14 protein-coding genes are annotated in these 16,141 nt (G+C 59.6%); all 14 read right to left on the bottom strand.

Annotation, left to right across the window (positions count from 1 at the left end):
* Positions 1-207: 207 nt before the first annotated feature.
* Positions 208-690: a hypothetical protein gene (locus QA649_RS37605; protein ID WP_247355837.1), complete on the bottom strand. Its 483-nt coding sequence runs from the start codon at positions 688-690 to the stop codon at positions 208-210.
* Positions 691-2,075: 1,385 nt separating this feature from the next.
* Positions 2,076-2,501 carry a nucleoside diphosphate kinase regulator gene (gene rnk / locus QA649_RS37600; protein WP_283021562.1) on the bottom strand — a complete coding sequence of 142 codons (426 nt, stop codon included), beginning with the start codon at positions 2,499-2,501 and terminating at the stop codon, positions 2,076-2,078.
* Between the two features lie 1,113 nt (positions 2,502-3,614).
* Entirely contained in the window at positions 3,615-3,872 is a 258-nt protein-coding gene (locus tag QA649_RS37595) for a hypothetical protein (protein WP_283021561.1), read from the bottom strand.
* Between the two features lie 1,888 nt (positions 3,873-5,760).
* Positions 5,761-6,756 carry a universal stress protein gene (locus tag QA649_RS37590; RefSeq protein WP_283021560.1) on the bottom strand — a complete coding sequence of 332 codons (996 nt, stop codon included), beginning with the start codon at positions 6,754-6,756 and terminating at the stop codon, positions 5,761-5,763.
* Positions 6,757-7,348: 592 nt separating this feature from the next.
* On the bottom strand, positions 7,349-7,747 hold the full coding sequence (gene mnhG, locus QA649_RS37585; RefSeq protein WP_283021559.1) for a monovalent cation/H(+) antiporter subunit G: 399 nt from the start codon (positions 7,745-7,747) through the stop codon (positions 7,349-7,351).
* Complete coding sequence (locus QA649_RS37580; protein WP_283021558.1) at positions 7,744-8,025, bottom strand: K+/H+ antiporter subunit F; 282 nt, start codon at positions 8,023-8,025, stop codon at positions 7,744-7,746. The genes mnhG and QA649_RS37580 overlap by 4 nt, the downstream gene beginning before the upstream one ends.
* Positions 8,022-8,510, bottom strand: coding sequence for a Na+/H+ antiporter subunit E (locus QA649_RS37575; protein ID WP_283021557.1), 489 nt, complete (start codon positions 8,508-8,510; stop codon positions 8,022-8,024). The genes QA649_RS37580 and QA649_RS37575 overlap by 4 nt, the downstream gene beginning before the upstream one ends.
* Entirely contained in the window at positions 8,507-10,123 is a 1,617-nt protein-coding gene (locus tag QA649_RS37570; RefSeq protein WP_283021556.1) for a monovalent cation/H+ antiporter subunit D, read from the bottom strand. The genes QA649_RS37575 and QA649_RS37570 overlap by 4 nt, the downstream gene beginning before the upstream one ends.
* Complete coding sequence (locus tag QA649_RS37565; RefSeq protein ID WP_104463919.1) at positions 10,120-10,461, bottom strand: Na+/H+ antiporter subunit C; 342 nt, start codon at positions 10,459-10,461, stop codon at positions 10,120-10,122. Before QA649_RS37565 ends, QA649_RS37570 begins: the two co-directional genes overlap by 4 nt.
* The gene (locus tag QA649_RS37560; RefSeq protein ID WP_283021555.1) at positions 10,461-13,382 is read right to left on the bottom strand and encodes a monovalent cation/H+ antiporter subunit A; all 2,922 of its coding nucleotides are present in this window, start codon (positions 13,380-13,382) and stop codon (positions 10,461-10,463) included. Before QA649_RS37560 ends, QA649_RS37565 begins: the two co-directional genes overlap by 1 nt.
* Before the next feature lie 903 nt (positions 13,383-14,285).
* Positions 14,286-14,693 (bottom strand): nucleoside diphosphate kinase regulator, encoded by a 408-nt coding sequence (rnk, locus tag QA649_RS37555; RefSeq protein ID WP_283021554.1) that lies wholly within the window; start codon positions 14,691-14,693, stop codon positions 14,286-14,288.
* A gap of 45 nt (positions 14,694-14,738) precedes the next feature.
* Positions 14,739-15,248, bottom strand: a complete 510-nt coding sequence (locus QA649_RS37550) for a GreA/GreB family elongation factor (RefSeq protein ID WP_283021553.1) — start codon at positions 15,246-15,248, stop codon at positions 14,739-14,741.
* Between the two features lie 12 nt (positions 15,249-15,260).
* Positions 15,261-15,554 carry a phasin family protein gene (locus tag QA649_RS37545; RefSeq protein WP_283021552.1) on the bottom strand — a complete coding sequence of 98 codons (294 nt, stop codon included), beginning with the start codon at positions 15,552-15,554 and terminating at the stop codon, positions 15,261-15,263.
* Positions 15,555-15,761: 207 nt separating this feature from the next.
* Positions 15,762-16,094 (bottom strand): hypothetical protein, encoded by a 333-nt coding sequence (locus QA649_RS37540; protein ID WP_283021551.1) that lies wholly within the window; start codon positions 16,092-16,094, stop codon positions 15,762-15,764.
* Positions 16,095-16,141: the final 47 nt, after the last annotated feature.

Here is a 16,141-nt window from a genome sequence, read left to right as displayed (position 1 = left end):
CGCCCTCAAGCGTTGATGGACCAATCCTTCGATGACGATTCGAGATGGATGGCGTAAGCCAAAAAGAGAGGATCCGATCGAAGGACTGCGATAGGCACTTGTCGCGGCGCCGTTCATTCTCATCAAATCGTCTGGCGGTCGCCAGCCGGCGTCCGTCTTGCAGAATCGGATAAGCACATGCTTGCTTCGAAAGAGGCGCCTGCAGAACTAGTCCGCAGTGCTCCTCGCGCTGTCGGTGGGTCCGCTCTTTGAAGTGACCGTCGCTCCTGAGTGAATAACAGAGACCTCGTCCACCTTGTCCTTGTAGTTTGAGAATACAGCGGTTGCGAGCAGAAAGCCCCACCAAAGTACAAGGCAGAACAGCATTCGCCCGTGGGTCTCCGAAACGCGGATCGGAAAAGAGTCCCGTTCGGGCGAGGGAAGTAGCTCAATCAGCCGCCGCGCGACCGCGTCTTTCTGCGAGGAATTCCAATTCTGTGCGGATGCTCGGTCGAGCATCGCCATCAATCGCGCCTTTGCGTCCGTCTCCTTCATTGTCTCAAGACGGGTTGCCTCCGCCCAAGGATCAACATCCAATCGTGTCAACGCGGAAATGACGCTAACCTGAGTTCCATTGCGATCTTCGCAGATCACTGCATAAAGGAAGTCGTCGTATCTAGACGATGGCGCGACGGTGGTGCGGCTCTCCATCTGGACCCTCATTAAAGATCATCCGAAGTAAGTCGGATGTCATTCCGCTTTGCGGCGGACGCGAACAAGCATGCTTTGCTCGACGCACGGAGCCCTCGCCTAGTTCTGCTTGGCCTAGCCTGCGATGGCCGTCGCGCCCCTCCTTGCTCAGTGTCCTTCTTCTGCTATCAAGGACAAGCGAAAATAGTTGCCAGGTCGCATCAAAGAAATTGATAGAGCTAAAACTAGGGCGTCGATCAAAGCGATTAGGTGTTCTGCTTGCTGCATGGAAGGGCAGGTAGTGTTCGGTCCGTCCGCCCAAATAGGAAAAGTCGCGCGTGGCGTGACCCGTCCTCGTCCATTCGATGCAATTGGCGCCGAGATAGCCGTCCATTTTGATTGGTGCCAAATCAACGGTTAGTCTGCGAAACGATCGTCGACGAACCTAATGTCTATCACAGCGCATGCTGGGCCAGTTCTGAGTGTAGAGCTTAGCGGGAGGAACCACCAGAACGTTCGCGTCCGCTGCGGCAGTTGCTCGCAGAATCCGTCAAACGGGCAGCCTTTAACCACGATGGGACTGCATCCAAACTCTCGCAGCTCCGACATAGAGCGATCTGCTCAGTTAACACTCGTCGTGCCTCGCGCTCGTCTATGCTGACCAGGTCTGTTGGCTGATCGTCATCCACAACATGGACGAGATGCAGCTGATCACCGCCGAGCGCGCTAGATGGCCTGCCGCAACGCGCGGTTCGAACAGGTCGAGAAATCGGTCGCAGCAACGACGTTCAGAACAGGATCCTCATTTATGAGAACGTGTCCTCTGCAACGCCGATTTCTTTGCCAAAGCACGATCGGCTGAGCAGACGTTCAGGCTGCGCCGTTAGCTCGCGTGCGTCCTGCGGAAATCCTGGCTCGGACTGCCGCTAAGGCCATCCAATCGCGAAGAAGTCCTTTGTCATGCCTCGAATAGGAGGTCCTGCGCCGAAGGTCTTCAAGTGTATCGCTGGGATGACTGCGCTCAAAGTCCTCGCGGATCAAGCTTTCGAGGAAGGCACGTTCAGGTTCGTCCACCGGATCTACATACTGATGGGAAGTGCTCAACACGTCGCAGGTCACCAATCTTCGTCGGCGTGACTTGTCCATCGACGCCGGCGAGCGAAGGCCTCCCGGAATCCGTCGGGATCGGATAACCAGACGAACAATACCCACAAAGTTAGAATTACGAGCGTTACAAATACAGACATGCGGATCTCCGGCCTGAGCTGTTGGAATCATGAGTGTCGAGCCCGGACGAATATTCACTAGTCCGGACAATCGGACCGATTTTGCGACTGACCCCCGGTCAACTCGTTCTCGTAGCGCGTTCGCCATCAATAGCTCTATCGGGAAGAAACAACGCGGTCTCAAGCAAGCTGGGGCTCGCGGACCCTAAGGACGGTCAATTGCCGAAGCTCGCCGGTTCGTGTCTCCCACGTGATTGAGTTTCCGGCGCTAAGACCGATCAGGGCGGCGCCGACGGGTGTCAAAACCGAGATCCTTCGAAGGGAGATGTCCGCATCGCCCGGATAAACCAGCGTCATCACCTGAACGCTCCCGGTGGCGTCGTCGCGGAACTGCACCTCGGAGCCCATGCAAACGGTCTGTTTAGGACGACCGTCAGCAAGGACGTGTGCGCGAGCAAGCTCATCCGCAAGTACAGAGGCTGCGTCCGGCGTCTTGTTCTCTACCGCTCGCACGAGTAGCGAAAGCCGTTCGAAATCGTTGGCTGTAAGCGTTATTGGCGGCTTGATCTCAACGCTCATCGTCGCCTTTGGCAGTGTTGACGTCATGTTTCATCTCCGTTTTTGCAACTAGCACTTCAAGCAGTGGCCAGACCCAGATCTATCGTTGCCGCCTAGCGCTGGCGCTGCCTAGTCTCCACTTGCCGTGGGACCGCCGGCAGGACCAATGTTATGCAGTTCGTCCGCGAGTTGGGGAAATCATGGAGTCGATCGTGCAGAACGCTCGATTTGCTCATGAGTGTGTGACGCGAGTTCTCTGTTCATGGCCTACTGCGTCTCCCAGCGGATTGATCGGATTGGAGTGGGCGCACGCGCCAGGCCTCGGAAGGAAAACTCGCCAGGCATCTGCGGCTCGCCACCGTAGGGCATCCGCTTTGCTCCACCTGCCCCGAGCTCGAGCGCGGTGGCACGGCACCGAGCTCGGGGCTAATTTCCCGCGATTAGATGACCTGCGTAACGCAGGCCTCTACGAACTCTTGCACAGCTCAATGTCATACACACAGACCTAGGCATTCGCTGCACGAAGTCAAATGCGGCATTTCGCCAGGACAAGGTGCTCTCGAACGGACGCGGTGATGCTACGCTCTGTAATCAAAAGAATCTCCTGTCGTTCGACGGTTCGCCCGATCTCCGCCAAGCGCTGGCTCAAGCGAAAAGCCGAGCTGTGATAGGAATGTTTATCTGCTTGCGATGATAGTCCCGTCCAACAGCAAGTCTACCGCCGAAGCCATGTCTGTCATTCCCCGACGATCAAAGAGTTGTAGTCCATACGGGCGAAGCGCGAAGCGTTGTAGATAGACAGCGGGCGAACTCAATACGGCAAACTAGCGGAACAGCGAATTTCGTCGGTAAGGAAGATGAATACCGGTCTTATCGCGGTTGCCCATACGCATCAGGACGGGCGCGCTTCTTCACGGATCGCTTGGTGAATAGATCATGCACGAACCTCCGGGCAGCCTGCTGATCGCCGTAAAGTCCGAGCGTAGCGCGACCAGCGTCAGGTTAATTCGGTCTGAAGGAGAGAGGTGCCATCACTCCCGCGGAAGGTGCGGACGTGTTGAGGGCACGGCGGTCAAGCGCGAACGACGCTCCGTTGATGAGTTGTTCGGCTGAAGTTGGAACTGGACAGCTTGAAGCCGCTCAGAGACAATCCACTCGGTCTTAGGGCTCGTGCCGTTTCCTGAAGGGATCGGCCGCATCGTCGTGACCGCTGCGACTGCTGAAAAACATTAGTGCCATCAAGCCGCATCCCACGAGAAGCGAAAAGAATGTGCCGAGGCCCAAGGCGATCCAACCGTGCTTATCCATCACGACGTCGCCAGGGGCGTTCCATACTGCCATCGCCCACCCGCCCGTCAGGATAAGCAAGGCGGCCAGAGCTACGATAAGAGCGATCCGGCCAAGACTAAGGCTTTGCATTGGTGGCCCATTTCCATTCCAGCACCGCCAGGTGAGCTGAAACATCAAGCGAACGATGCGTTCTTCAGGCGTGCGCACTCAACAACGGCGTCTGACGACCTCAGTTTCTCGCGCATGGATGCAACACGCAAACGAATTTTATTGGAGTATGAGTGCAAGTTTCATGATCGATAGATCGTCTATATCCTATTGGTCCGGACCTTCGTGAGGATCGTCCCAACGCGAAGATGAGCTCAATACATCAATTGTTTTGATCCTGATGGGCAAATCTTTTCGCTTGTAGAACGCGCGCGTGATGCGAAAATTGCGCAGCCGGATAGGACAGGACTCCGAGAAGATGAATATCTTTGATGATCAGCACCAAGCAGCACTTCCACCGATCACTATCTCAGAGGCCGATCGGGAGAAGCTGTATGCCGTTGCAACTACCGCCCTGGCGAATAGTCGCGGGACGGCCGCCGCTTCAAACGTACTAAGGGAAATCGAGCGAGCGACAATTGTCCCTGATGATCAACTTCCACCAAATGTTGTGGCCGTCAACTCACATGTGGAAGTACGCGACAACATCGCCGGCGCCAAGAGGCGAATAGTCCTTGTGCTCCCAGGCGACCGGTCTAACCAACCAAACGCCGTTTCGGTGCTGAGCCCGCTTGGGGCAGCCTTGATCGGACTATCGGAAGGCTCCTCGGCCGAATGGTGTACCGCAAGCGGAGACCGAAGCAGCATAACTGTCCTTGGTTGCGAGCCAGGTCCGGAGCGATCGTCTGTCTCTCAATTCGCATGGGCATTTCCCCAACAGAACTGACTAGAAATCATCGGGGAGCTGCGCGGCCGATGAGTGCAATGCAGAATGTTTAGGGGTCGGTCGGCGCATTGGACATTAAGGCAAGCATCACGTGATGGTGCAGCTCGTTGTACCCATTCGTTCGTCACCAGCCGGTGCGACAAAGGGTGAACCGGATACGGATTGACACCGATGCCTAGCTGTCCTTTTCTCTATTATTGATGCTAATCATCGGCGAATAAAGTCGAAAGTTGCGTAATGGCAAATGTCTCCGGCATACCTCAACCGACACGGCCGGCGGGTGTCCTAATTTCAGCTCTCGTCACCCTAGCGACGGGAGCTGCGGCCGAGCCAGTGTTTCCCGATCTTCCGGCCACTATCCTGTGCTACGCTCAAGCAGATCAGAGTTGGCGAGTTGGGTATCTCTCCAGGGTCGACAAAAGTGGCGATGCTCTTTATGTCACGGCCGACAGAAGGCTAAGCATTACGGTCCATGCCAATGGCGTCGTAGCGGTTCCCACTAACAGGCCGCCGGTCACCGACTGCTATGGCAAGACCTTGGATGAGTTGCGCTCTAGCGGTCGGCTCACAGAGCCTCAGCGCGCCAAGTAAGATGACGTCGTCACTGCGCTGAGCTCTGAGCCGGCACCGCTGGTCGCGCAAATCGGCTTGGTGCCGTTAGCGAACGGCCGCGAGGTCGCTGATCTTGTGCAAACGCTCGGCGCCGAACATAATTAGAGCCTTCGCGGCTGTCACCGCAACAAACGCGCGTGACAAGACCCGCCCCTCCGAGCAGTATTGGTGCAGCCACGCGGTGAAATTTGGCCTGAATGGCGGCACCCAGCGCGCAAGTGCGCGCTGGTCATCGCCGGGCTGCCGCCGCTGCCCGGGTTCATCGCCAAATTCGCACTACTGCAGCCCTGATGATGGGGCTGCTATTTCCGGTGTAACTGGCACCCTCGTCGGGACATAAAAGAGTGAGACGGAATCCGCAGGGCCGCATTTTCGATATCCGAGGTTGTCAAGCCGTGATCGAGCCGAGCCTTACGTATTGATCCGCAATCCATGCGGAGGCGCAAGGTCCAGATCATGGACCGCAACTTCCTATTCAGGTGCCCTCGCATCGGCAGACGGATCACAAGGGGGAGTTTCGCACGTCTGTGTGGCGGGTCTTGCCTGGTCCATTTCGTCAACAGCGCCACCGGCAAGCTGCTGGCTGATGACAGCTTCGACCGCTTGGCGCGAGCGCCTGCGGGTCGGAGGAACGACGAGAACGTCCACGTTCACGGACCGCAACACTTCTTCTGTGACGCTGCCAATCAACGCTCGGAGCAACCCAGATCGGCCGTGAGTACCCAGTACGAGAATGTCCGGCCGCTTTTCCGCTAAAGCGCGCGAGATTACCTGCATGGGCGCGCCCTCGTCGACCCTGAGCGACCATCGCTGGGTGGCGAACTCATTGGCCACGAGAAAAGCGCTCATGTCCTCCATCGCGCCGTGACGCTGGCTATCGACATATCCACTGATGACCTCGGCGCTCGCACCAGAGCTGAGCAATCGTCTCTTCGCCACCGGCGAGAAGGCGTGAAGAAGCGTCGCTCCGTCTTCCAAAAGCCCGGCGGACAGGCCGAAGCGGATCGCATCGGCCGATGTCTCCGACATGTCGACCGGCACCAGAACCCGTTCGTAGCGCCGCTGGGCTTCGTTGTTCACCATCAGCACGGGATACTTTCCTCCGCGGATGACGCGCTCGATGGTGGTGCCCGTAAAGATGTCGCGCAGAAACTGCTTGCGATGGGCGCCCATGACGATGAGATCGGCGCCGACTGAGGCGCTCGCGCGCAAGATCCCATCGAAAGGGTGCCCCCTGATCACAGTCGCATGGCAACGCGTGTCGGGCAGCTCGGGCATCGACCCGATCTGCTCTGTCAGGACGCGCTGAGCCTCGCGCTCTTCCATGCGGGCCAGCTCGGCGGGCAGGTCTTCATCGACGACGTGAACGAGGTGCAGCTCGGCACGGCGGGCGCGAGCGATAAGCCCGGCCTGGCGCAGAGCGCGATGAGAACGCGTGGAAAAATCCGTCGCAGCGACGATGATCATGTCAGAACCCTTGTATTGGCCCACCTAGCCGAGGCGGTCTCGACGAGGCGGCGATTTGATTGCTTAGGCCCGCTCATGACGCGGCCACGCACAGGCGGCCCCGAGATCCGGAGTGCAGCAGCGTGTCGCGGTCGAAAACCGTAGGAGCGGGAGCGCGAGGTGACGAAGCACCTTTCAGCATCACCCTTCCGGATGATGCGGTATCGGGGGCGGACGGCGCGCAAAGGCTGTGCGGAATCCGTCCGGATCACAGATCCAGATGAACAGGATCCACGAGGTCAGGACGAGCAGTGCGAAAAAGACAGACATGAAGAACTCCCGGCTTGCTTGGAATCGCTGAGTTGCCGCGCCCGGGCGATACACATCGCCCGGGTCACATGCCGATTTGCAGCCGGTTCTCCTGAATGTCTGGTCGCACTTTGGTCATCATGTCCTCTATTGGGAATACCGCAGATCTTCGAGCGGCACCGCAAGATCAGTTCGCCGGCGCATGCCGACGACCGGCCTGCTGAAGTCGCGGCGATGTGCACGCGGTCCAGCATCATGCCTACAATGGACCTAAGCATGCCCCGCGGCAGATCAATTGCGACATTTAGCCGGCCTTGCCGGTGGGAGCGTCGCCCGGAACCCTCGCGTGGGGCTGCACCCGGCCTGCGGGTTCGCCCAGCTGTGCCCCTTCCGCGGTGTCGCGAAAGCGGGCTGCGCCGACCAGAATGGTCAGCGCCATCGGAGTAGTGACGGCGCCGAGCACAACGATCAGGATCTCGTGCAGCACCGGCCTGCTCTCCAGGACCGAAAAGTACACCATCGAAGCGGCCGCGATGAAGACGGTGCCGAGCGTTGTTCCGAGCGTCGGCGCATGGACCCGCTCGTAGAACGTGCCGAGCCGCAAAAGGCCCAGCGAGCCGATGAGCGTGAAGGCAGCGCCGGTCAAAAGGAAGACCGCTGTGAGGACGGCAGCCCAAGGCGGCAAGTGCTCGATGCCGTTCATTCTATCACCTCGCCGCGAAGGAGGAACTTGGCGAGCGCCACCGTCCCAACGAACCCGAACAGGGCCATGGCCAGGGCAGCCTCGAAATAGAGCGCCTCGCCGGTTCGAATCCCGACCGTCAGAAGCAACAACATCGCGTTGACGGACAACGTGTCGAACCCGAGAACGCGATCCTGCGCGCGCGGTCCAAGGAAGATGCGCAAAGCGCCGCAACCGATCGCCAATCCCAGCAACACCTGTGCGCCCAGGAGCGAGTAGGTTAGCATGAGCTGGCTCATTCGAGTATCTCCAGCAGATGACGTTCGTAACGGTCCTTTATGGTGCGGATCCACTCCTCTTCATCGACGAGGTCCAGAACGTGGATGGTCAGCGCCCCTCTTTGGGCGTCGAAATGCACCCACAACGTCCCCGGGGTCGACGTAATGATGCAGGCGAGCGAGGCCAGCCCGTAGGGGTCGCGCATGTCGAGCGGAATCTCGACAAAACCCGATCTGCGCTGTGGCCGTCCGAAACCGAGAACGATCCGTCCCACCGCCAGGTTCGAGCGGACGATGTCCATCGCAACCAGTTGCAGCAGCCGCAGAATGACGCCGGGTCGCCTGACCCGCACAGTCGGCAATTCCAAGATGGTCAGAATCCGTCCGCCGACGAGCGCGAACACGCAGCCAAGCAGGATGTGCCCGAAGGTGACCGCTTGATTGAGCAGCAGCCACAGCGCGAGCAGGCAGAAGCTGACAATGGGAAAGGGCAGCAAGCGTGTCATTTGCCCTCCGCTTGTCGGCTGCTAGAGCCGGTGTGCAGGACGTCGCTGATGTAGTCGGCCGGCGAGTGGAGGGAATGCGCCGCGGCCTGCATGAAGCGGATCACGGGGCCGGCCCAGACGGTTTGCGCAGCACAGATGAACAGCAGGAACATGATCGGCGCCATCTCGATCACGCGCACGCGCGGCACAGTGCGATCGGGCGAGGCCCAGAAGATGCGGAGTCCCGCGCGTGCCATCGCGACCAAGGTCGCGAAACCCGAGAGGATCAGCACCGCGAGCAGAGCCCATCCGCTGCCGGGAATGGCGCCCCCCGGCTGACCGGGCGGATGCAGCGCCGCCGCGAGCAGCGCAAACTTGGCGATGAATCCGGACAGCGGCGGCAGGCCGGCGATCACCAGCGCACAGCCGATGAAAGCGAGGCCGAGCAATCCCATGGTGGCCACGATCGCGATGCCGACGTCCCCTTCGGCTTCGTCTGTCTCGTCCTCCTCTCCATAAGCTTCCCGCGTGACAGCGATCATGTCCGCTCCAGCTTCACGGCCGCGCTCGACGAGCTCGACGAGGAGGAAGAATGCGCTGATGCCGACCGTCGAGCTGACCAGGTAGAAGAGCGCTCCACTGGTGACGCCGACCTGTCCCATCCCCGTGGCGGCGAGCACCGTTCCAGAGGATATCAGCACTGAGAAGCCTCCGAGTCGGCCGGTGTCTTGCGAGGCCAGTGTGCCGATGGCTCCGAACAGGATCGTCGCCAAGCCGGCCAACAACAAGAACTCCCTGCCGAAGCCGGCCGATGCGCCGGCGTCCTCGCCGAAAAGCAAGAGCGACAGGCGCAGCACGACGTAGACGCCAACCTTCGTCATGATCGCAAAGATCGACGCCACCGGCGGACTTGCGGCTGCATAGGCGGTCGGCAGCCAGAAGTTCAGGGGCCACATTCCGGCCTTGAGCAGGAAGGCGACCGCCAACACGCCCGCACCTGCTTCGAGCAAGCCGCGGCTCTCCGCTGCGACCGCCGGCACGCGTGCCGCGAGATCGGCCATGTTGAGCGTTCCGGTCACGCCGTAGATCAGGCTGACCCCGATCAGAAACAGCAGCGAGGCGGCGAGGTTGACGACAATGTAGTGCAGCCCTGCCTTTACCCGTGCAAGGCCGGATCCGTGCAGCAGAAGCCCGTATGACGCCGCCAGCAACAACTCGAAGAACACGAACAGGTTGAAGAGATCGCCCGTGAGGAAGGCGCCGTTGAGGCCCATCAGCAGGAACTGAAACAGCGGATGGAAATGCGCGCCTGCGCGGTGCCAGCGTGCGAGGGAGTACACAACTGAGGCCAGCGCGAGGACATTGGTCAGCAGCAGCATTAAAGCCGACAGCCGATCGAGCACGAGAACAATTCCGAACGGCGCAGGCCAATTTCCCAGACGATAGACGTCCCTTGTGCCGGCATCGGAGATTCCGAGCAGGATGGTGGCAATGCAAACGAGGGCAACGGTTGCGCCGACGTTGAGACCAGCGACGATCGAGCGGTGCTTCTCTCCATTGAGCAGCAGCATGCCGGCACCTGCCAGCAGGGGCAGGATGATCGGCGCGATGACGAGACCCGAGACGCCGCTCACGCTTCCGGCTCCTGGCCGTCGACATGATCGGTCCGGGCCAGGCCGCGGGATGCCAGCAGCACGACCAGGAAGAGCGCGGTGGTCGCGAAACTGATGACGATTGCAGTCAGTACAAGCGCCTGCGGGAGCGGATCGGCATACCGCGCAGGATCTCCGGCCTCCTTTGCGATGAGCACCGGAGCCCCCGTCCGCACTCGCCCCATGGCCACGATGAAAAGATTAACCGAGTAGGAAAGCAACGACAGCCCGATGATAACCTGAAAGGTGCGCGGCCTGAGGATCAGCCAAACGCCGGACGCGGCAAGCGTACCGATACCGATTGCGAGCACGAACTCCATCAGACCAGTTCCTCCTTCGATGGCTCACTGGCCAAGCCTCGGCCGCTCTGAGGCGGAACTGCGTAGCGACGCAGGGATTGATGCGCGATCGCGATGAGCATCAGCACCGTGGCGCCGATCACGAGTGAGAACACGCCGACGTCGAAAAGGAATGCGCTCGCCGTGGGGACGCGGCCAACCAGCGGCAGCTCGGCATACGCAAAGTACGAGGTCAGAAACGGATATCCGAAAACGCAGGCGGCTGCCCCCGTGCACCCAGCGAGCAGAAGCCCGATCCCCATCCAGCGTACCGGTATGACGTGCAGACGAGTTTCCACCCATGTCGTGCCGCGAGCCACGTACTGCAGGATAAACGCAGTCGCCATGGCGACGCCGGCCACGAAGCCTCCGCCCGGAAGATCGTGTCCGCGCAACAGCAGGAAGACCGCCACGACACCGATCACGGGAAACATCAGCCTCATCATCAGCGACGCGGTCTCCGTGGTGTCCTTGGCGGTGTCACCCTTCTGTCGGTCGGGACGCGCCTCGTCGTGGCTGTCCTGGGCGTGCTGCTGTTCGGGAACGGGGATGCTCTCCGGCGCCGGACGGAAGCGGCGCAACAGCGCGTAGACGGTGAGCGCAACGACGGCGAGGACTGTGATCTCACCCATTGTGTCGAATCCGCGGAAGTCCACCAAGATGACATTGACCACGTTGGTTCCGCCACCTTTGGTATAGGCGTTCTCGACGAAGTATCGCGATATGCTGTTCGTATCGTGATGCTGCATGGCTGCAAACGCGAGCGTCGCCAGCCCGACGCCGACGGAGAGCGCGGTCGCGAAGTCGCGCACGCGGTGCCATCGAATCCTGCCGGCTGGCGCTTGCGGCCCGGCCGGCGCGATACGTTTTGGCAACCATCGCAAGCCGAGTAGCAGGAGCACTGTCGTGACCGTCTCGACGACGATCTGCGTCAGCGCGACGTCGGGAGCCGACAGCCATACGAAGGTGACGCAGGTCACGAGACCGGCAGACCCGAGCAGGATCAGCGCGACGACGCGATGGAATTTGGCCTCGATCGCGGCGCCGACCGCGCAGGCGGCGCCGACCGTCCAAAGCAAAGCGAACGCAAGGTCAAATGTAGCCCGCATGGGATCCGCCAGCGGGACGCCGCGCGAATAGAGCGGCAGCAAGGCGGCGAAGAACGCCGTACCGGCCAGGACTCTCAATTGTGGCTGGAGACGTCGCGTCCCGAGCTTGCTCTCGAGCCAGCGTGCAAGACGCCAGGATAACGTCACCATCATCCAGTCGAAGATCTGCTTACCGCTGAACCGGCCGAGCAGGGGCGGCCCCTCGTTGGCGAGAAGGTAGGAGCGCAGCATCACATAGACGACGACTCCGCCGACCATTGCCAGGATGCTCATCAGCAATTCGGGCGTGAAGCCGTGCCAGATCCTGAGACTGTACTCCGGCATGTTGGAACCGAGCACCGCGCCAGCAGCGGTGTCGAGGACCGGTGCCACGGTCAGCGCAGGAACGATGCCAACCACGACACATACCAGCACGAGAAGCTCGGCCGGGAGCCGCATCAGGAGGGGCGGCTCGTGGGGGGTGCGCGGAAGACCGACGGGAGGGGGTCCGAAGAATACGTCACGAATGAACCGGAGAGAATAGGCAACGGTGAAGGTGCTCGCCGCGGTGACGATGTAGGGAAGCGCTTGATCGACCAGTGAATTGTCATGGACTTCGATTGTTTCGGCGAAGAACATCTCTTTCGAGAGAAAGCCATTCAGCAGCGGCACGCCGGCCATCGACCCGGCCGCGACCATGGCCAGCGTCGCCGTGATCGGCATGAATGCGTAGAGACCGCTCAAGCGCCGAATGTCGCGCGTGCCGGTTTCGTGGTCGATGATGCCGGCAGCCATGAACAGCGACGCCTTGAAGGTGGCATGGTTCATGATGTGAAAGATCGCTGCTATTTGCCCGAACGGCGTGTCCAGTCCCGTCAAGAGCGTGATCAAGCCGAGATGGCTGATGGTCGAGTAGGCCAGGAGCCCCTTCAGATCCTGCTGGAACACTGCGAGGAATGCGCCAAGGAGAAACGTGATCAAACCGGCCGATCCCACCAGCCATAACCACTCGTTCGTTCCGCCCAAGGCGGGCCAGAGACGGACCAGAAGAAAGACGCCCGCCTTCACCATCGTTGCCGAGTGCAGATAAGCGGATACCGGAGTCGGGGCCGCCATCGCGTGCGGCAGCCAAAAATGGAAGGGAAATTGTGCGCTCTTGGTGAGGGCGCCGAGCAGAACCAGCACGAGCGCGGGAACATAGAGCGGATGCGAACGAATCGCCTCTCCTGACGCCAACACCTTGTCCAGGTCGTAGCTGCCGACGATGTAACCGATCAGCAGGACACCGGCAAAGAGACAGAGTCCGCCACTCGAGGTGATCACCAGCGCCATCCGTGCGCCGTCCCTCGCAGCCGAATTGTGATGCCAGTAGCTGATCAGCAAGAACGAAAACAAGCTGGTCAGCTCCCAGAAGAAAACGAGCTGGAGCAGATTGCCGGAGAGCACGATGCCCAACATCGCCCCCATGAAGGCGAGCAGAAGGGAATAGAACCGCGGAACGGGATCGCTAGGCGACATGTAATAGCGGGCATACAGCACCACCAGAAAGCCGATCCCCGTGACCAGCATCGCGAAAGCCCAGGCGAAGCCATCAAGTCTTAGTGCGAATGCAAGCCCAAGTTCGGCAATCCACTCCGTGCGCCAATCGACGATGCCTCCATTCGTCACGCTCGGATAAGCCGCAGCCATGAGGCAAAAAACGGTGAGTGCGACGCCGCCGGCGAGCCATGCCTCGGCGGTGCGCGCATTGACCCGCAGGAATGCCGCAATGAAACTTCCGGCGAACGGAAGGACGAGAACGGCAAGGAGGAACATTTGCGTTCGTTGCCCCCAGCGCGAGGTGAAGGGTTTACACTCGTTGCTTAGCCGAGGCGGATGAATATCTCTACTGTCATGTGGCGTTCATGCGGATCTGACGTGGAAGCTGCCTGACGACTGCCCGGCGTTCGCTCTGTATCTGGCGGCTCAGATCCAATGTGGGAAAGTGCCGACCAAGGCGGCAACTGCGGCCGCGAGAGCACCAAGCAAAGCGTAGAAGCCGCAGAGGGCAATTATCCGCAAGGCATTTATCCCGACGGCCTGAGTCTCCTGGGCTTGGTTGAACTCGGAGCAGGGGGGCACGTAAGGCGGCCCTTCGTGGTTCCAACGTGGCTGAAAGGGATCGAATATAACTAATCCCTGCCGAAATTCGTCTCACATCCACGTCAATTCAGTGCCCAGACGGACAGACGTGGGACTTCGCTGATGCGCGTCTTAGAAAATTTGACTATTCCGAGGCCGACAGTTTCAAAGCGAACCGCCCTCGAGTGCACATTTGTCAGCGTTCCACCTACCACTATTATCGATGAGAACTGATAACATTTTTCGTTTGCAACACTCGCACAATGGACGACAACTCAGGAGGCTCCATAGAGACCCCGAACGCGGACAATCGCAAAGAACGCAATGCCTCTGCCGCTCGAAGATTTCACCAAGCATGCGATGGGTGCCCCCACACTCACCGCGCCCCAACTGACATTCCTCCTTTTGGCAGTCATTGTCTGCCTAGGCATTGCCCTCGTGTGGATCCTTTGGGAGATCGAGCACGGTGCGACTCCGCGACACAATAGACATCGGTCGGATTAGGCTACAGCCAATCGCAACCCGGCAACGAGCTGATTGGATACATGGGGGAGCGATGGCACCCCGTCGCACCCGCGCTCTCTCTTCGGTGCCCGACTAGTCTTCGCGCCCGACCTTGAGCACGGTGAGCTCGCGCCTTTCGCCCGCTCTGGTACGGAACGAAATCGTCTGATTGACCGAAAGTCCCAGAAGTGCGGCCCCGACGGGCGTCAGCACGGACACACGTCGGCGTGCAATATCGGCATCAAGCGGGTAAACGAGAACTATTTCTCGAATCTTTCCGGTCTGTTCATCCCGAAATTTCAGCTTACTGCCGAAACTGACGATATCGGGACGCAATTTATCTGCCGGAAGGACATGCGCTCGGTCGAGTTCCTCGCGAAGATATTCGCATACCTTGGCCATCGGCCCGCTTGCCATTGACGAGAGCGCCGATAGTCTGGCGAAATGATCGGCATCGATGGCAATCGGCGGTCTCATCTCAGCTGTTCTGTCGCGCTGCATTCCCACTCCTTGATCGAACGATCCAGCTCTGCCAGCACATCGCTCCTAAGCCGCGTGAGGGCCGCCGTCATCGGGCTCCCGAGAGCCAGTGGAAGCCCGACCGACGATGCGGCGGGGGCGCAGCGGAAACAACAAGGGTGCGCCGGCCGGTGCCAGGACGCCCTCGACAATGACGGAATGAAGCCCGCCCTCGATACTGAAGAACTTCATACGCTGTCCAACGCTCATTCCGAGAAGCGCCGCACCAAGCGGCGAGAGGACCGATAGTTCTATCAGCCCGTTCCTAAGGTCGCGCGGGCACACCAAGATTTTGCTTTCAGACTGCCGACTACCATCGACTCTGTAGGTTACCCACTCGTTGAGACACACGGCACCGTCCGGTACCTGGTTGATTTCGAACACGACGGCCCGACGAATCTCCGACATCAAGAAGCTTCCGACCGGGTGACGTTCTTTCACCGCATCACCGGCCAAGCGTTCAAGGCGCGCATGGTCTCGTCGCGGTATTACGATCGAAGGCAAGTGCTCGGTGGTATCGACTCCGATGTTTGACATCGCACAAATTCCTCAGTTTTCATGAGTGGGTGAGACGCCTTGGTCCACGTCTTGGCGCTCAGAAGAGGCCAGACAGATGGTTCGCATCCTACGGGTGAGATCGATCAGATTATTCGCGTGCTGCCCCAGCGCGCCGAGCTGATTTCGATAGTACGCGTCTGAAACCTCGATCGCCTCCATTCCGGTTTTGGCGCCTGCAAGTCGGACAAGATATGCAAATGACTGCAGCATGTTGTTGCCGGCCAGTTGCACCGTTTTGCGACTATGGTCCGCAATGGTCGCAACTGCGTCGTTCGCGGTGGTCATGTACAATCGCCCGATCTCTCTCGCCTCTATCATCGCCTGACTCCTTGTTAGCTCGATCGTACGACCAGCTTCTGGTCGCCAACTGAGCAAGCTTCGTATCGAGGCACACCTTCGCCACAGGCTCATGTAAACGAGCGCGGCGCGTGCTACGCAGGATGGATTGTTATGAAAATAGTTATGCCCGGGCAGCCATTAAGGCCGCCCGGGTCACTTGCCAATTTGCAAGTGGTCCTCGACGCAATACCGTTGATCTAGCGCAATGATAATCATGCCAACATACTTGGCGCGACGCTCCGCGAAATCAAGATACTGCGCTGCTGCGCGCCGTTTTGTCGCGAACTGCTTCGTGCAGTCGTACCTAGACAGCTCAACCTCAGCGAAATGAGCCGCGATGAGATACGGGCTTGAATTCCCATCGCGGATCATCTCTTTCTGCCCGCTTACGGGCTGTATCAACAACCAACGAGACTGCTCCTGTCTGACATCCAGACAGAAAAAGGGCCGGTCGATATCATGCGAACTTGCGACAAACAGCTTCACTTGCTTTGGCCGAACTCAATCTTAGGCACGCATGCGACTTCTGCCCC

Source organism: Bradyrhizobium sp. CB1717 (assembly GCF_029714325.1).
Taxonomy (GTDB): domain Bacteria; phylum Pseudomonadota; class Alphaproteobacteria; order Rhizobiales; family Xanthobacteraceae; genus Bradyrhizobium.
Note: the sequence above shows the minus strand (reverse complement) of the source record. Positions and strands in the feature narration are given on the sequence as shown.